At 52.5% G+C, this 17,978-nt stretch carries 15 protein-coding genes; 2 read left to right on the top strand and 13 right to left on the bottom strand.

What is annotated here, in order from left to right; genetic code table 11:
* Positions 1-449: 449 nt before the first annotated feature.
* The 4 genes from dnaJ to hrcA form a co-directional block, all read right to left on the bottom strand.
* Positions 450-1,574 (bottom strand): molecular chaperone DnaJ, encoded by a 1,125-nt coding sequence (gene dnaJ / locus QW71_RS33230; protein WP_039309607.1) that lies wholly within the window; start codon positions 1,572-1,574, stop codon positions 450-452.
* A 218-nt stretch (positions 1,575-1,792) separates the two neighbouring features.
* Positions 1,793-3,640 (bottom strand): molecular chaperone DnaK, encoded by a 1,848-nt coding sequence (dnaK, locus tag QW71_RS33225; protein ID WP_039309605.1) that lies wholly within the window; start codon positions 3,638-3,640, stop codon positions 1,793-1,795.
* 110 nt (positions 3,641-3,750) lie between these two features.
* Entirely contained in the window at positions 3,751-4,317 is a 567-nt protein-coding gene (gene grpE / locus QW71_RS33220; protein ID WP_144026116.1) for a nucleotide exchange factor GrpE, read from the bottom strand.
* Between the two features lie 73 nt (positions 4,318-4,390).
* Positions 4,391-5,422 (bottom strand): heat-inducible transcriptional repressor HrcA, encoded by a 1,032-nt coding sequence (gene hrcA, locus QW71_RS33215; RefSeq protein ID WP_039309603.1) that lies wholly within the window; start codon positions 5,420-5,422, stop codon positions 4,391-4,393.
* A gap of 278 nt (positions 5,423-5,700) precedes the next feature.
* On the opposite strand from hrcA, the gene QW71_RS33210 reads away from it, so the two are divergent.
* Positions 5,701-6,360 carry a hypothetical protein gene (locus tag QW71_RS33210; protein WP_039309602.1) on the top strand — a complete coding sequence of 220 codons (660 nt, stop codon included), beginning with the start codon at positions 5,701-5,703 and terminating at the stop codon, positions 6,358-6,360.
* A 380-nt stretch (positions 6,361-6,740) separates the two neighbouring features.
* Here QW71_RS33210 and QW71_RS33205 read toward each other — a convergent pair whose 3' ends face one another.
* The 6 genes from QW71_RS33205 to gpr all read right to left on the bottom strand — a co-directional run bounded on the left by QW71_RS33205 (position 6,741) and on the right by gpr (position 13,905).
* Positions 6,741-7,232 (bottom strand): N-acetyltransferase, encoded by a 492-nt coding sequence (locus tag QW71_RS33205; protein ID WP_042141548.1) that lies wholly within the window; start codon positions 7,230-7,232, stop codon positions 6,741-6,743.
* Between the two features lie 92 nt (positions 7,233-7,324).
* Complete coding sequence (gene hemW, locus QW71_RS33200; RefSeq protein WP_039309600.1) at positions 7,325-8,497, bottom strand: radical SAM family heme chaperone HemW; 1,173 nt, start codon at positions 8,495-8,497, stop codon at positions 7,325-7,327.
* Positions 8,498-8,736: 239 nt separating this feature from the next.
* The gene (gene lepA, locus QW71_RS33195) at positions 8,737-10,548 is read right to left on the bottom strand and encodes a translation elongation factor 4 (RefSeq protein ID WP_039309599.1); all 1,812 of its coding nucleotides are present in this window, start codon (positions 10,546-10,548) and stop codon (positions 8,737-8,739) included.
* 224 nt (positions 10,549-10,772) lie between these two features.
* Entirely contained in the window at positions 10,773-11,291 is a 519-nt protein-coding gene (locus tag QW71_RS33190; protein ID WP_039309597.1) for a hypothetical protein, read from the bottom strand.
* Between the two features lie 30 nt (positions 11,292-11,321).
* Positions 11,322-12,734 (bottom strand): stage II sporulation protein P, encoded by a 1,413-nt coding sequence (locus QW71_RS33185; RefSeq protein ID WP_039309593.1) that lies wholly within the window; start codon positions 12,732-12,734, stop codon positions 11,322-11,324.
* Between the two features lie 160 nt (positions 12,735-12,894).
* The gene (gene gpr / locus QW71_RS33180; protein ID WP_039309592.1) at positions 12,895-13,905 is read right to left on the bottom strand and encodes a GPR endopeptidase; all 1,011 of its coding nucleotides are present in this window, start codon (positions 13,903-13,905) and stop codon (positions 12,895-12,897) included.
* A gap of 180 nt (positions 13,906-14,085) precedes the next feature.
* Here gpr and rpsT point away from each other — a divergent pair, with 180 nt between their 5' ends.
* The gene (gene rpsT / locus QW71_RS33175) at positions 14,086-14,358 is read left to right on the top strand and encodes a 30S ribosomal protein S20 (protein WP_039309591.1); all 273 of its coding nucleotides are present in this window, start codon (positions 14,086-14,088) and stop codon (positions 14,356-14,358) included.
* A gap of 243 nt (positions 14,359-14,601) precedes the next feature.
* On the opposite strand, the gene holA is transcribed toward rpsT, so the two are convergent.
* The 3 genes from holA to QW71_RS33160 form a co-directional block, all read right to left on the bottom strand.
* Positions 14,602-15,621, bottom strand: a complete 1,020-nt coding sequence (holA, locus tag QW71_RS33170) for a DNA polymerase III subunit delta (RefSeq protein ID WP_039309590.1) — start codon at positions 15,619-15,621, stop codon at positions 14,602-14,604.
* Positions 15,622-15,908: 287 nt separating this feature from the next.
* The gene (locus QW71_RS33165) at positions 15,909-17,168 is read right to left on the bottom strand and encodes an anti-sigma factor (RefSeq protein ID WP_039309589.1); all 1,260 of its coding nucleotides are present in this window, start codon (positions 17,166-17,168) and stop codon (positions 15,909-15,911) included.
* Positions 17,165-17,716: an RNA polymerase sigma factor gene (locus QW71_RS33160; protein ID WP_039309588.1), complete on the bottom strand. Its 552-nt coding sequence runs from the start codon at positions 17,714-17,716 to the stop codon at positions 17,165-17,167. The genes QW71_RS33165 and QW71_RS33160 overlap by 4 nt, the downstream gene beginning before the upstream one ends.
* Between the last annotated feature and the right edge of the window lie 262 nt (positions 17,717-17,978).

Here is a 17,978-nt window from a genome sequence, read left to right as displayed (position 1 = left end):
CTTTCCGCAGGCTTAACGTCTCTGCTGTCCGTAACGATAAGCTATTCACTCGAAAAACCGTTGTGTGACATCTACTTCCTTGACAAAAGTCCATTTTATTCGATATACCGGTACCAGTGTACCGTAGATTACGCTAACGGGAGTGGTTATTCTCCATCAGCGCTGTTTCGGACTGAGATTCCGCTAATTCGGCAATTCAGGCCGATTCACAGGCCAAACGGACTGAGATTCCGTTATATGACCAGCTGCCCCTGATTTCGGACTCCAATGAACAAGATAACGGAATCTCAGTCCGATCCAGCCTCAATACCGGGGTATTTCGGGAAATAAGCGATTCTCAGTCCGCCTCAGTCCGCTGACAGCCCGGTCTGCTGCGCCAGCCAAATATAAAACGCCCGGGCGCTGCTATCCGGCTCCGTATGGCCGCAGAATTAATACACTTATGAAGATTAGTCCCCGCGGAACGCACGCTTCACGCGGTCAAAGAAAGACTGCTCCTGCTCATGAGTGTTCTCCCCATTGTAGGAGGCGAACTGGCGGAGCAGGTCTTTCTGCTCATCACTAAGCTTGCTAGGCGTGACCACAATGACGCGGACATGCTGATCGCCGACTCCGCTGCCGCGCAGATGCGGAACACCTTTGCCTTTGAGGCGGAAGAAGGTGCCGGTCTGTGTGCCTGCAGGAATCTTGAGCTTCACTTTTTCGGTAAGTGTAGGAATTTCGATCTCGTCACCAAGCGCCGCCTGAGCGAACGTCAATGGAACCTCGCACATAATATCATCGTTCTCGCGCTCGAAGAAATCGTGATTCTTGACGCGGAACACAATGTACAGATCTCCGGCAGGGCCGCCGCGTGTGCCGCCTTCGCCTTCACCGGTCATGCGCAGCTGCGCACCGTCATCGACACCGGCAGGAATGCGCACATGAATCTTGCGCTGTTTCTTAACCTTGCCCTGGCCTGCACATGTCGTACATTTTTCTTTGATGATTTTGCCGGTGCCGCTGCAATGGGAGCAGGGACGGCGGTTACGCATCTGTCCAAGCGGTGTATTCTGCACGAATTCCTGCTGGCCGCTGCCGTGACATACGGAACAGGTCTCCGGCTTCGTTCCAGGTTTGGCACCGGAGCCAAAGCAGGTATCACAGGTCTCCGTGCGCGGAATTGTAATATCGGTTTCTTTACCGAATACCGCTTCCTTGAATTCAATGGTCATCGTATACTGCAAATCGCCGCCGCGCTGCGGTGCATTCGGATCACGCCGTCCGCCGCCGCCGAAGAACATGTCAAAGATATCGCCAAGACCGCCGAAATCTCCGCCGCCGCCGCCAAAGCCGCCGCCCATGCCCTGGTTAGGATCAATATGTCCATATTGGTCATAACGAGCCCGCTGCTGCCCGTCACTGAGGACATCGTAAGCTTCCTTAACCTCTTTGAACTTGGCTTCTGCATCGCCCGCTTTATTCACATCCGGATGATACTGGCGCGCCAGCTTACGGTACGCTTTCTTCACATCTTCGTCTGAAGCATCTCTTCCGAGGCCCAGAACCTCATAATAATCGCGTTTATCTGCCACTGCTTTCACCTCCGTACATCGTTATTCTTCTGCCCTTAACATGGCAAGTAGAAACGGCTACGCCGTCCCGCGGGGACGGCACCGTTTCTTCGAGAAATGTAAGAAGAAATTTATGACGGGAAACCCATAAATCCTTACATTTTAAAGGGAAAGCCAAAACACGGGATGCCCCGGTTTTGACCTTCCCCTCTCACCAAATAGAAACTTATCGTTTAAGGTTACCCTTGATTCTTCTCATCGTCAACCACTTCGTAATCGGCGTCTACCACGTTGTCTTTCTTGGCATTGCCTTCAGAAGCTCCCTGGCCGCCTTCAGCGCCTTGTTCAGCTTGTGCAGCCTGTTCATACAGCTTCACAGACAACTGCTGTACGATCTCATTCAGCGCCTCTGTAGCGGCAGTGATTTCTTCCAGGTTGTCGGTTTCCAGTGCAGCCTTCACTTTGTCTTTGGCTTCATTGGCTTTCTCGATTTCGGAAGCGTCGACTTTGTCAGCAAGGTCCTTGATGACTTTGTCCGTGGAGTATACGAGCTGGTCAGCGTTGTTCTTCGCTTCTACCAGTTCTTTACGCTTACGGTCTTCCTCAGCATGCAGCTCGGCATCCTTCATCATCTGTTCTACTTCAGCATCGCTCAAGCCGCTGGAAGAAGTGATAGTGATCTTCTGGCTCTTGTTGGTGCCTTTATCCGTAGCAGATACGTTAACGATACCGTTGGCATCGATGTCGAAGGTTACTTCGATCTGCGGTACGCCGCGCGGTGCCGGTGGAATCTCGTTCAGCATGAAGCGTCCTAGTGTCTTGTTGCCGTTCGCCATCTGGCGCTCACCCTGCAGTACGTGGATTTCCACGCTCGGCTGGCTGTCAGCGAAGGTCGAGAACACCTGCGATTTGCTTGTAGGGATCGTAGTGTTGCGCTCGATCATCTTCGTGAATACGCCGCCTGCAGTTTCAATCCCCAGGGACAGCGGAGTTACGTCAAGCAAGACCACGTCTTTAACATCACCAGTCAGCACGCCCGCTTGAACAGCAGCACCAAGGGCTACTACTTCATCCGGGTTAACGCCTTTGTGAGGCTCTTTGCCTGTAAGCTTCTTGATCGCATCCTGTACGGCAGGAATACGGGTGGAACCGCCGACCAGCACGATTCTGTTCAGATCAGCAGGAGTCATGCCGGCATCGCTCAGCGCCTGACGGGTTGGTCCAAGCGTACGCTCTACCAGGCTTGCAGTCAGTTCGTCGAACTTGGCACGGGTCAGGTTGACCTCCAAGTGCTGTGGTACTCCGTCAACAACCGTGATGAACGGCAGCGAAACAGTAGTTGTCAGTACGCCGGACAGCTCTTTTTTCGCTTTTTCTGCAGCGTCTTTCAGACGTTGTACAGCCGCTTTGTCTTTGCTCAGGTCAATGCCTTGCTCTTTCTTGAATTCAGCCACGAGATAATCCATAACCAGCTGGTCAAAATCATCCCCGCCCAGACGGTTGTCACCGCTGGTAGCTTTTACTTCGAAGAAGCCGTCGCCCAGTTCAAGGATCGATACGTCGAATGTACCGCCGCCAAGGTCATAAACAAGGATCGTCTGGTCTTCGGATTTCTCCAGACCGTAAGCAAGTGCTGCTGCCGTTGGCTCGTTGACAATACGCAGAACTTCAAGACCGGCAATTTTGCCCGCATCCTTCGTAGCTTGACGCTGGCTGTCATTAAAATATGCAGGAACCGTAATAACGGCCTGGGTTACTGTCTGGCCCAGATAGGCTTCAGCATCGGATTTCAGCTTCTGGAGAATCATCGCCGAAATTTCCTGTGCGGAGTAGTCTTTGCCGTCAATGCTTTCTTTGTGGCTCGTACCCATGTGGCGCTTAATGGAAGCGATGGTACGGTCCGGGTTCGTGATGGCCTGGCGTTTGGCGGTTTCACCAACGATACGCTCGCCGTCTTTCTTGAAGCCTACAACCGACGGGGTTGTACGCGCGCCTTCCGGATTCGGGATAACGACGGCTTCGCCGCCTTCCATAACGGCAACGCAAGAGTTGGTGGTTCCAAGGTCAATACCGATAACTTTACTCACTGTAATTTGCCTCCTCAGACATAATGTGAAGCCCGGGGCTTCAACCATTCATATTGTTATTGTGGTGTAACGTTGTTTTCATAAAATAATGCTCACTTATATAGACAGAACTACATGCTGACTTTGACCATGGCCGGACGAAGAACTTTATCTTTCAGGAGATAGCCCTTCTGGACTTCTTCTGTCACGATGCCTTCCTCGTGCTCCTCGCTCTCCACCTGCATGATCGCCTGATGATATTCAGGGTTAAAAGGCTGTCCCACCGTTTCCATAGCTGTAAGTCCTTCAGACCTCAGCACTCCATCCAGCTGCCGGAAAATCATATTGATGCCTTTGGTGAACGCCTCGGAATCCGCGCCTGCCGGAGATGTAGCCAATGCACGCTCAAAATTGTCGAGTACCGGAAGCAATTCAGTTACGAGCTTGGAAGTCGCATATTGCGCCAGCTCTTCCTTTTCCTTCTGTGTGCGGCGGCGGAAGTTATCGAAATCAGCCTGTACACGCAGTGCGCGCGCCTGATGTTCATTCGCAAGCTCCTGCAGCCGTCCGAAATCCTCTCCACTGCCTGAAGCCGCCTCGCCGGCCTCTTCAGCCGTAAATGTGCCAGTGCCTTCTGCAGCTTCCGCCTCATCAGCAGCCTGGTTTTCATTTATGGAGGGATCATTCTGTTCATTCATTTCCTGAACCTCTTCCTCTTTCAAGTTGTCTTCACCTCCTTATCATCATTCACCGTAATCAATTACGCTCTGTTCACTTATACCAGTGTGCCAGCATCGCTGTCAAATCCCGGGACAGAATCCCCAGAATGCCCATTACGCGCGCATACTCCATCCGGGTCGGACCCAGGATGCCGATGCTCCCCAGCGCCTTGCCATCCAGCGAATAGGTAGCGGTAATCAGACTGCAGTTCGCAAAAGCATCATGCTTATTCTCTGTACCAATGCGCACTTGCATCCCTGTTCCGCCGCTTGCCGGGGTCAGCATTTTGAGCAGGGTTGGCGTCTCTTCCAGCAGGTCCAGAATATTCTTCACCTTGTCGACGTCCTTGAACTCCGGCTGGGTCAGCATATTCGTTGCACCGCTGAGATAGATGCGCTGTTCATGGTCGCTTTCGAGCGCCGTGTCCAGCACCTGCATTAATTCTTCATAGTGGGAGATGTGACGCTGCATTTCCTCACCCAGCTCGGAATAGAGCTGGCTCTTCAGCTTATAGAGCGGTACATTCACCAGCTTGCTGTTCAGCAGATTGACGACCTTCTCCATCTCGGATACAGAAATATCCGGAGGAAGGTTGACGATCTTGTTCTCCACCTGCCCCGTGCTGGTAACGATAATCGCCACCGCAGTGTTGTCATCGAGCGGAAGCAGCTGAAAGTGGCGCAATGAAGTATGAAAAACCTCCGGTCCCAGCAGGATGGAAGTATAATTCGTCATATTGGAAAGAATCATTGCCGCATGTTGGATAACCTGCTCTGTCGCATTCAGCTTCTCGGCGAAAAAAGCGCGGATCGTGCCCAGTTCGGCCGTTTCGGCGGAATTCCACGGTACCAGATGGTCCACATAATAGCGGTAGCCCTTATGAGAAGGGATTCTCCCTGCCGAAGTATGAGGTTGTTCCAGGTATCCCAGGTCCTCAAGATCAGCCATTTCGTTGCGGATCGTTGCAGGACTGTAGCCTACATCCCCGCGTTTCGAGATACTGCGCGAGCCTACGGGCTCAGCGGAAAGAATATAATCATCTACGATTGCATTCAGTATCATTCTCTGGCGTTCAGTTAACATGTTATTCCCTCCTATCGGCTGTGGCTCCGATTCGTTAGCACTCTAGTCTGATGAGTGCTAACCACTAATACAAAAATACCAAACTGACCTTGGCATTGTCAAGTCAGTTTCACAAATCACAAAGCACTGCCGGATGCATTTTTTTCAAGATAAAACCATTATTTCGGATATGCCCCCGCAACCATTCATCCGCTTCATCGTCAGATAGAACAAGGGGTGATGAAATGCGCTTGATGAAATCATGGTTATGCGCTATTTTCGCTGGAGTTTTAGGGGCAATGTTGCTTACAGGCTGTGCCGGTAAAATCATCCCGGACAAGTGCCTCTACGGCGATGTAGATTATGCATCCATCCTGCAATGGAATAGCGTCCAGTATTATGATAATACCGATACCAAACTCAGCGGACTGAGCAAAGGAAAGGCTATCGGCAAGATTACCTACAGCAAAACCGAGCATAGATGTCCCCGTCATGAGCTGCAGGATGGAGATGCCACGAATCTGAAGACAGGTACACAGCTCTATGAAGTGAATGGATATGAACCTTCGGCGAGAATCTGGGCGGGTGACCAGCTCTATGAGGCGTACAGCAACCCTGCAGCCAGAACCCTTAACGATCTGCTGGATGTCACCGGCAAAATACAAACCGTCCGTTTCATCAGCGGCAATGACGGTTCAGACCTGATGGACTTTACTCCGGAGGCCAACGCCATATTTATCCGTGAATTCCCCAAGCTGGAGTACATCCCGCAAGAGGAGCTGTCCAAACAAACCAAGAGCTGGGTGGGCAATCTGTACTGGATGGAAATCGAAATGAAAGACGGGTCCACCAGTAGGATTACCTATAATACAATGTTCCCTTCATTTCACTCTGCATATGCCACTCCGGAGCTAGCCGAGCTGATAGAGCAGCAGCGCAAGCTTATTTATGCCAGGTAACCGGTCAACCGCATGTGTGTGCGAAGCTGAATTGTTGTACGTTATACAACTTGGATTCTTAGATAGGCAGGTGTTCAGGCGGATTGTTGTACGAAATGCAACAATTATCCCTCTTAACCGCTTGGATGAGAGGAAATGATGCCTTTTGTACAACAATTTCGGATTATGGGCAAGATAATGAGGTAAATGTTGTATAATGTGCAGGATTTCTCATCGAGAAGTTCTTGCGACAACAGCAGCACAGATCCAAATATTCACTATATAGAGTGAAGTGTAACATCCTCTTATCCGCGCAAAAAAACCACTCCCCCCGGAGCTTCCGATCCGTAGGGCAGTGGTTTCTTATTATATAGGTTGCCGCAGAACCTGTGGCCCCCGGATTAATCCAATCTCTTCAGCACAGCGATTTCATCGCAGGCATGCTGCTTCTTGCAGTGTACACAATCGGTCCAGACCTTCTCCGGGAAAATCTCCTTCTCCACCACATCGAAGCCGTTTCTGAGGAAGAAATCCACGGCATAGGTCAAAGCCATAATCTTCGGAATTTTCTGGCGTCTGGCTTCTTCTGTCAGCTTCTCCAGAATCATCGAGCCTACGCCTTTGCCCTTGCCTTCATCCCGCAGACCAATCGAACGTACCTCTACGAGGTCGCTTCCGAGTCTGAACAAGGATCCGCAGCCGACAAATCTGCCGCCGATTTCGGCAATCACGAACTGATCGATCTGGCGGGCCAGTGCTTGCCTGGAACGGGGCAGCATAATTCCGCGCTGAGCGTATTCCTCTATCATCAGATACAGCGGCTCTACATCCTCCACTGTAGCATTTCTGCATATCACTTGCTGATCTCCCGCAGGAGAAGACTGGCGGAACATATCCGTTTTGACAAGCACTTTGACTCACCCCTCGTTGTTAATATGAATAAATATACAACAGAGTGAATTACAATTCAAGGGGTATTTTAAAATTAAACTTCTGTCAAAGCACCGACAAATTCTCCAAATACATCGTTGCCGAACAGGATTCCCTGCTTGCTCAGACGATAGGTTTCCCCCGACTGCTCCAGCAGCCCTGCCTTAAGCATTTTATGCAACGATCCCGCAAAAATATCCTGCAGCGACTTCCCGAATTGTGAACGGAATGCCGTATCCGACACCCCTTCGCGCATCCGCAGGCCGACCATCATGAAATCCTCCATCGCCTCCTGCTCGGAGATAGGGAAGCTGTCCAGACGGGGCAGCCCGCTGCGCGTAGCCTCATTATACGGATTAACGCCCTTGATATTCATATGCCGCTGGCGGCCCACATATCCGTGCGCCCCGGCACCGAGGCCATAATAATCCTCGTTGCGCCAGTAGGTAATATTGTGGCGGCTCTCCAGCCCCGGCTTGGCAAAATTGCTGATCTCATATTGCGTATAACCCGCAGCTTCCATGGTGGACATAAGCAGCAGATACATCGCCAGCTCATCCTCTTCATTCGGCAGGGGAAGTTTGTTCTTATTAAATAGGGTGTGGAATAGCGTGTTCTCCTCAACCTTAAGACTATAGATAGAATAGTGGGGAAGATCCAGCGCCAGCGCCTTGTCGATGCTCTCTCTCAGCATATCCACCGTCTGGTTCGGCAGGCCGAACATCAGATCCAGCGAAAGATTATCCAGCCCGACAGCGCGGGCATTCTCCAGACTGCGGTAAACATCATCCACATCATGAATACGGCCGATTCCGCTCAGCAGCTCGTTCTGGAACGCCTGAACGCCGAAGCTGACCCGGTTGACGCCGCCTTCCTTCATTACTCTGAGCTTATCTATATCGGTAGTGCCTGGATTAGCTTCCATAGAGAACTCGATATTCTCATCCCACTGCGGGAAGTGTCTGCGGACCGATTGCAGGAAATACGCCATCTCATCCGGTTTAAGCACTGTAGGCGTACCGCCGCCGACAAAAATGGTCTTGATTACACCGGGAGGCGTGTTCTTCACGGTCAACTCCATCTCACGGTCAAGGGCATACAGATACTCCATAACTGGCTGATCCTTCAGGACATAGGAATTGAAATCACAGTAGAAGCACTTATTGGTGCAAAACGGGATATGAATATATACGGCCTCAGGGGGACGGCCATTGTTTGCTGTGTTCATAGCTGTCTCCTTTGTTCTATTTAATGTAAAAGCTATTTGCAGCCTCTGCTGCTGAAAAGTAAGAAGAAACGGCTGCGCCGCCCTGCTTAGGACGGCACCCGTTTCTGCGAGAAATAAGCAATGATTATTATCTTAACCCTGTTTCTCCGGGAAAAATAATATTTCCAGAAAAGGGAAGCCCTAAGGCTTCCCTTGCAGGTCTATAACCCAGCTGTCAGCTCCAAGGAGCCTGTACGCTGCTACTCAATCTGAAGCACAGCCATGAACGCTTCCTGCGGCACCTCTACGCTGCCGACTTGCTTCATGCGCTTCTTACCTTCCTTCTGCTTCTCCAGTAGCTTCCGCTTACGCGAAATGTCACCGCCGTAGCATTTGGCCAGTACGTTCTTGCGCATCGCCTTAACGGTCTCGCGCGCAACCACCTTTGTGCCGACGGATGCCTGGATCGGCACCTCGAACATCTGGCGCGGGATAATGCCGCGCAGCTTCTCGCAGATGACCCGGCCGCGGTTATAAGCGCGGTCGCGGTGAACGATGAAGGACAACGCATCGACCTGCTCATTGTTGAGCAGGATATCCATCTTCACCAGATTCGACTGGCGGTACCCGGAAATCTCATAATCGTAGGAAGCATAACCCTTTGTTCCCGATTTCAGCTGATCGAAGAAGTCATAGACAATCTCGGACAGCGGAATCTCATACGTAATGGTTACACGGTTCGTATCCAGATACTCCATGTTAACGAATTCGCCGCGTTTGTTCTGGCAAAGCTCCATAACTGTACCTACGAAGTCGTTCGGTACAATAATTCCTGCCTTCACATATGGCTCTTCAATGAAGTCAATCGTCCCGATCTCCGGATAATGCGACGGATTGTCGATCTGAATGGTCTCACCGTTAGTCAGCTTGATGCGGTAAATAACGCTTGGTGCTGTAGTAATCAGCGGCAGATTGAACTCGCGCTCAATCCGCTCCTGAATGATCTCCATGTGCAGCAGTCCAAGGAAGCCGCAACGGAAGCCAAAGCCCAGAGCACTGGAGCTTTCCGGCTCGAAGCTAAGTGAAGCATCGTTCAGCTGCAGCTTCTCCAGCGCTTCACGCAGATCATTATAATCAGAGGTCTCAATCGGATACAGACCGCAGTAAACCATCGGATTGATCTTGCGGTAGCCCGGCAGCGGTTCAGGCGTCGGATTCTTGGCATCCGTCACGGTATCACCGACACGCGTGTCGCCTACATGCTTAATTCCGGCCACAATGAACCCGACATCGCCGATGTTCAGTTCAGGCACAATGGTCATACGCGGCATGAATGCTCCGACTTCGATAACTTCAAAGGTTTTGTCGGTTGCCATCATCTTAATCTTGGAACCGGCACGGATACTTCCGTCCATAACGCGGACATAGACGATAACGCCTTTGTACGGGTCATAGTGGGAATCGAAGATTAGAGCCTTGAGCGGTTCTTCGGAGTTGCCTGTCGGCGCCGGAACCTGCTTAACGACCTGCTCCAGAATCTCCTTAATACCGATGCCGGCTTTGGCCGAAGCCAGAACCGCTTCGCTCGTATCCAGCCCGATTACATCCTCAATCTCCTGCTTCACCCGGTCAGGATCGGCATTCGGAAGGTCAATCTTGTTGAGCACCGGAAGAATCTCCAGATTGTTATCGAGTGCCAGATACACGTTAGCCAGGGTCTGGGCTTCAATCCCCTGCGCTGCATCCACTACCAGCAGTGCGCCTTCGCAGGCAGCAAGACTTCGGGATACCTCATAGGTGAAATCGACATGCCCCGGTGTATCAATCAGATTCAGATAATAATCCTGTCCATCTTCGGCACGATAGGTCAGGCGTACAGCCTGCAGCTTAATGGTGATACCGCGTTCGCGCTCCAGGTCCATCTGATCGAGTACCTGCTCCTGCATTTCACGCGAAGTGAGCGCACCTGTATACTCCAGAATACGGTCAGCCAGTGTCGATTTGCCATGGTCTATATGTGCAATAATCGAGAAATTGCGGATTTGTTGTTGTCGTTTCTGAACGTCAGTCATTCCTTACCCCCACAGACAGCCTAATGTTAATCCTCTTATTATAACAGTACGGGCTTCACCCATCAATCCCGCCAGCTGCGGGAAAATAAAGAAACACCCGGGGCAGCCAAAAATCACAGGAGAATCCATAAAAAAGAACGGCTGCGCGCTCCAATTTAAGCGGCAACCGTTGCATAATGACATATTAACCTTCGAAGTCTGTCCGGCAGCACACGGACACCCCTTCACTCCTCTGATGAATCGAAGAGGGAGACTACCCAGCGGATGCTTTTCTGCGAAGCCTGCTGCAGCAGGCCGGCCGTCTTGTCCGCGAGCACATCTACGGTCGGCTTCTGTTCCCCGGGAATCAGAATCTGCTCAGGACTGAGGGTAGTGTAGTCCTTCACTTCCTGCTGCGGAAGGCTCCCCGTCCCGGCTGCTGTATCCGTACCAGCTGCAACCGGCTGCTGCACAGGCAGCACCTTATAGGCCCCGGTAGCCGGATCAATGACAACCGGCACATACACATACGCTTGCCCGCCCTGGGTTGTACCCGCGGCCGGAAGCGACGCGGCTCCCGCTGCGCTGCTCTGCCCAGCCTGGAGCTGTCCGCCGGCCGAAGAAGTATTCCCGGCCATAGTGTTCCAGCCCGGCAGCACGCCGGAGACTCCTGAACCGCTGCCGCCGCCGAATTGCAGACCTACCAGAAGCCCGACTCCCGCCCATATCCCGACCATGACCAGCTTTTTTCCGAACCGCGTCATATTCCCCGCTCCTTTTTCAAGTAAATTAGCTTAGGAAGCACCGCCTGCGGATGTCTTCGCGCTCGTGCCCTCCAGTTTGACATCACCTTGTTCAGGCGCCGCCGCCTTCTCTGCATCCCGGCTGGCCCAATACACATCAGCGATGGCATCTGCCAGAATATCTGCTGTCCGCTTCAGCTCTTCGGCAGAATTATCGATTCCGCCTACCTCAATCAGCACGCTGTTCGGGGATAGTGTCTGGTTATACTCCCCATTATTCCCGTTTCCTGAGGATTTTCCCCATATGCCACGGGATACTCCCGGATAATTTTTCTCCAGCAGCTGATGAATCTGATTGGCGAAGGCCTCATTTTGCTTCCAATTCTTATTCGCATGCCCGAGGATGAAATACACCTGTGCATAATTTTTCCCGTTAATTTCTGCTGTGGTTTTGCCATGCCGCTGCGAGTCGCGGTGGATATCGATCAGCTCACTCATTTCCTGATTGGCAGCCATCGCCGATTTCACAGTCATACGTGAATATTTATAGGAGAAGTTCCAGTTATAATCCGGCACCTCCGTGGCGTAATCCTCCTGTGCATGGACAGTTCCTATCCCACGGGCTTCCAGCCGCTTGGCAATATATGATCCTACCAGCATTACATTCTTGGAAGGAACCGCAGAGCTTGGATTATCGCTCGCTGCGCCAAGCAGAGGATTATAGGCCTCACGGGGATGGGAATGATAGATTAGGATACGTTTGATCGAGGTATCCCCGGTACCGTTCTCGGCATCACCGCTCCCGGAATAACCTTCGCTCTCACCAGGGTCTGTAGCCGTACCGCTTGAATCCGGTGCAGGCGTAGCCTCCGGCTGCACAACTTCTCCGCCCGAGTTGTCCGTTTCGCCTCCGGCAGGCGGATCATTGGTCCCCGCCTCTGTGCCTGTGCCCAGGTCCGTTCCCGGATCAGCACCGGTTCCCGATTCTCCACCAGCGGCTAACTCATCGACACCGGGATGATAATCCGCAGGCGCACCTGCCGTACCTGTCCCCCCGGAGCCTTCCCGGAGCAGGAAGGGATCATCTGCCGCAAGGCCGGGCATCTCACGCGATACCAGACTTTTGGGATCGCCCGGGTCGACGCTGGTGAGCAGCCGGAATACGAAAGAGGTAACCTTGTCGCCCGAGAATGCTGAAGGCTCCTCACCCTGCGGCAAATGCGGGACCTCCATGCCCAGCAGCTCCATGAAGAATCCGCTGGAGAGTGAAGCAGCCAAGCCCTTCATAGAGGGAATGGGTGAAGAGTTCAGCTTCTGTCCGGCCAATCCGCCGGCTCCAAGCAGCATAAAAAACACAAGTGAACCTCCGGCCAACAGCAGCATCGTTCTTCCCAGCGACAGAACATCCAGCAGTCTTCCCCGCAGCCGGCCAATATTCCATAGCTGAAACCATTTTCTGTTCATGATTGTTATGTCCTCCTCTAAGCCCTCTGTAATCTCTCATACTCCAAATCTATGAGCGAAAGAGTAATGCTAGAACCTTAGAATGAGAGGACATAGAGAAGACCCGCAGGACAGTGCTGCCTTGCGGCAGACTGTGCGGGCCTGTGAAGAACGGTTCAGATTAGTGAGTGTAGGCTCCAACATTGCCCGGATCTACCGCTTCATGCAGTGCAGCGTTGAGTCCGCTGGCGACAATATTGGCGATCTCTTCAATAAACTCGTCGATTTCCTTGGGGGTGACGATCAGGTCATGCCCCAGCGGTTCAAGCACTTCCTTAACCAGCGCCAGCCGCTCCTGCTCTGAGATATCATCCAGCAAGCCCATAATCTGTTTGGTATGGGCACCGCCGCCTTCCATCTTCCCGAAATGATTGCTCATCATCTCCAGCACGTTGTTGACGATTGTTGAGGCGTAGCAGACAGTAGGGACACCGATGGCGATGCAGGGAACACCCAGCACCTCTTTGGTCAGACCCCGCCGTTTGTTGCCGATGCCTGAACCCGGATGGATGCCGATATCGGCAATCTGGATCGTTGTATTGATTCTTTCCAGCGAACGGGAGGCCAAGGCATCAATGGCTATAATCACATCCGGCTTCGTACGGTCTACAATCCCTTGTACAACCTCACTGGACTCAATGCCGGTCAGGCCAAGCACACCCGGGGCAATCGCACTCACATTCCGGTAGCCGGGCGAGACCTGATCAGGAACCAGCTCATAGAACTGCCGGGTAATCAGCGCATTCTCCACGACCAGCGGTCCAAGAGAGTCCGGAGTTACATTCCAGTTACCGAGTCCTACAATAAGTACGGAGGAGTTACGGTTAATGCCGATCCTGTCCAGAAAATGCTCAAATTCACGGGCAAACACAGTGGAAACCTTCTGCTGCAGGCCGGTATCCCCTCCGCGCAGTGCCGGAACCTCCAGCGTCACGTAGTTGCCGATGGCCCGTCCGATCGCCTGGGAACCGGCATTGTCTGCTACAGCAAGCCGGGTAACCTTGATGCCATCTGCTTCTTGCACTTCTTCATTGACGCCGGGAATTGGCGCATTGGACCGCGCCTGAGCCATTTCCTTTGCTTCCACTGCCAAATCCGTTCGTACCGAATACAGCTGAAGATCCAGTTCCATTATTAGTTCAGCCTCCTTAAGCATATTGCCGATAGTGTGCGAGAGAAAGCCGCTGTTTATACAATCCCCGGTGCTATAATTCAAAAGCTTTTATTGTTGCTTTTTGCTACCCTTCATGCTAAACTATTTTAAGTTGTGAATCATATGATGATTTCGAATGTCTTCCAGGAGGTGAATGCAATGCCAAATATCAAATCCGCGGTTAAACGCGTCAAGACGATCGAGAAACGCCGTGCACTGAACGCTTCCCAGAAGTCCGCGCTTCGTACAGCTGTGAAAACTGCTGATGTAGCACTGACAGGTACGGAAGTGGAAACTGCTCACGCTGCTTTCCAAGCTGCTTCCAAAAAGCTGGACAAGGCTGTAACTAAAGGCCTGGTTCATAAAAATGCGGCTGCCCGCAAAAAATCCCGCTTGGCTAAGAAATTGAACGCTCTGAAGGCTCAAGCTTAAGCCACGGGCGACAATCATAACGAGCACTTGAAGAACCTGACCGCTATGCTGCATACGGTTAGGTTTTTTTGTGTTCTTTTTTCATATACCGGAACAGCCCAAGAGCCTGCCCACCCGCATGGATGCGGAGCGGACAGGCTCTTGGGCTACCCTAACCTGTACCTGATTACACGCCAAGGCGAAGCATAAACATCTCCAGCCCCAGCACTTTATCTATTGGGGGCTACCCTAACCTGTACCTGATTACACGCCAAGGCGAAGCATAAACATCTCCAGCCCCAGCACTTTATCTATTGCACCTGTCTTCATCTGATAATCAAGATCGGCCAGTATGCTGAGAATCTGCCGCAGACGCTGACTGCCGAACTTATGGGCCTGCTCTCCCGCAAGCTTGACTGCATACGGATGCAGCCCGAGCTGGGAGGCAATCTGCCCTTGCGAATAGCTCAGACCGGACAGATCCTTGACCTGCAGGATGATCCTGAACTGCCGCGCAATCAGTGCCGCGATCTTGATCGGCTCCTCCCGCTGCTTCAGCAGCTCATAGAGCGTATTCAGTGCCTTATCGAGGCGCAGATTCGCGATATCCTCCACCAGCGTAAATATATTCTGCTCCGTGCCGCGGTGGACCAGACTCTCTACTGCCGCAGCATCCACCTTACCGCCAGTGCCGGCGAAAAGACACAGCTTGTCCATCTCTGCCGACAGGCCCTGCAGCCCGGTTCCGGCACTTGCAATGAGCACCTCGGCTGTGCCCGGAGCAGCCGTACAGCCCCGGTCGCGGAAGCCCTTTTCCACCCAGCGCAGCAGCTCCTCCGCACCCAGCGGATTGAAGGCTAAGACGGTGCCGGAGGCCTTGGCACTTTTGACGATTTTTTTGCGTTCATCCAGCTTGTCGTTATTCACCATAAATACAATGACGCTGAATTCTGCAGGGTGCTGCATATAATCGCTTAGCAGCTCCACACGGTGTTCAATCTTGGCGTTCTCCTTACCTGCCGTGAACAGGGCGGCATCCCGCACCAGCAGCAGCTTGCGCTCTACCATAAACGGAACCGTCTCTGCTTCTTCTATGACGGCCTGCACCGGCGTTTCTGAGAGATCGAAGGGAATCACCGCGAAATCACGGTCCTCTTTGGCTATCAGGTGTTCCTCCAGCATGGCCGTGAATTCATTCATCCGGAATTTCTCGCTGCCATACAGTACATACAGCGGTGAAATTTTCCCCTGTTTGATGTCTTTGGCCGCCGTTTTGGCATCCATCCCGCCACTTCCTTTTCCATTTCATTGCCTGGTTGCGTACAACGTACAACACATACATTCATACATTTTAACAAAAAAACGCCTGCAAACATAGGCAAAAACGGAGCAACCTCGGCAGCCAGGGCCAAAGTTGCTCCGTTTCAGCGGCGCATCTATATAAACGACGGAGAGGGAAGCTCTAGAAACTTACCATCCGCCGGTCATACCGATGATACTCGCAAATCCTGTAATTCCTGTCCTCATACCCTAGCATATTCCGCAGGTGCTTAAAAAGTTCCAGTTCGCGATTATTTATTGGACGTTGCCGCGTCCGGAGTAATCACCGGGCTGGACTGGGGGGAAACGGAAGCTGATGGAGCAACGGAAGGAACCGGTGCTGATGTCTCTCCCGGAACCGTGTATGTCTTTGTTGCCTGCGTACCATCCTGCAGCTGTGTTACATAGGTGAACTGGCTGCTATCCTCCGACCACACGCCGGAGACCCACGCCCCTTCTATGGGCAGAGAATTCAGCGCAACCCGTTCTCCCTCTGCACTGCCTGCCGGAGCGCTGTAGATTACAACCTGCTGTCCTGCCAGCTCTGCCGTATAACGGCCGTCCGGGGATGGCCATGAAGGCTGGGAAGCTACCAGCGCAGGCAGCAGACCCATTGTTCCAGGCTCCGCTGCGTTCGGATCCTGCAGAGCACCTTCTTCCGGAGCTGCGGTATCTGCCGCTGCATCCTCCTGGGCCGTGCCCATGAATATCTGGCTCTGGGCAGCCGGATCAGCGGCAAGGTCATCATTCCCGCTGCTGCCCTTCCGGGAATTCTCTGCCGGCGGTGTCGTGGCATTGCGTTTGGCGGAAGGGGCTTGCGTTGCCGGAGGCTCCTTGGCCGGAGCCGGACCTGCGTCCGCTCCGTCAGCATTGTCTGCAACATCCGCACTATCCCCGGCAGCAGGCCCTGTACTGTTCAGAGGAGCACCTTCTTCAGCATTCGGCTCCGCCGTGGCTTGTTCTGAGAAGAAGATCTCAGCGCCGCCGTCAGTGCTGTTGTTCTGTCCTGCATCCGCCGGAGCTGCATTGTCTGCGGCTCCCGTTATCATCTTAGAGGAAGCTTCACTTCCTGCTGCATTATACGCCTGATCCATATCCGCACCCGGCATGCTCTCCGGCATGTTGAAGAGGGCGAATAACAGAATCACCGCTGCCGCAGCAGCACCGATGCCTGTCCGTGTTGCTATTGAAGCGCCCTTGGGCTTCTTGCCGCGGGTGCTTTGGCGTGTAAAGGGAACAATCTTGGGATCTTCAGATCCCACCATAACAGGCTCCTCCCGGACGCCGCGGTCCAGCTGTTCAAGCTGCGGCAGGATAGAGTCGACCAGACTGAAGGGCGGCTTCACATCCGGCAGCTCCTCCAGTTGCCGGGAGAGCATCGTCAGCCGGTCAAAGACTTCCGCGCAGGAAGGACAATCGTCGATATGACGGAACATTTCAAGCATTTCTTCCTGACTGAGATCATGATCTAAATAGCGGTGCATCCATTCCATCACCTCCGCGCACTTCATCCTGACACACCACCTTTCTGATACTCCTGAAGTCTATTCTGCAGCTGTGCCCGGGCCCTGAACAGATAGGATTTCACCGTGTTCAAAGGCAGATCCAGACAGTCTGCAATCTCGTTGTAAGAAAAATCCTGTAAATACCGGAGTACAATCACCGTCCGGTGATGTTCAGGAAGCTGATCGATCGCCTCGCGGATATCCTCCGCCAGGTAACCCGACATCACTTCGCGCTCTACGTTATGTTTATTATCCTGGAACACCATTTCGTGCTCATCGATAGAAACAGTAGGCTTCGTTCTCCGGAACTTGTCAATACAGATGTTCGTCACGATCCGCTGAACCCATGTTTTGAACTGGGCCTTCTCCTCATAGGAGCCGATCTTGGTATACACCCGGATTAATGCCTCTTGGGATGCATCCAGAGCATCCTGTTCATTATGCAGAATGTAGAAGGCCGTCTTATACACATGCCCTTCAATTTCTCGCAATAGGGTGATTAGAGCGTCGCGATCGCCCGCTTGAGCGGCTCTGATGAGTCCCTGCTCCACCACGAAGGTTCCCCCTCTCTATGCAATCTTACTGACGCGCAAGACTGCGAATTTGTTGCAAGCCTGTAATCAATATTTTTGGAATACCAAACTTGGATAATAACGCCATAAGGAAGACCAGGTTTCCGTATTCTGCGGCTGCCGCAGACCGGTCCATAATCCTTACTAAGCATACAGGGGATGCTTCAATCATTCAAATACTCTTTTATAGAAGTTTGTTACAAAAATGACATGAAAAACAGGCAGCCCCGCGCGATAACCCCCT

The organism is Paenibacillus sp. IHB B 3415, from assembly GCF_000802655.2.
GTDB classification, from domain to species: Bacteria; Bacillota; Bacilli; order Paenibacillales; family Paenibacillaceae; genus Paenibacillus_AQ; species Paenibacillus_AQ phytohabitans.
This window is presented reverse-complemented; position numbering and strand designations above follow the sequence as displayed.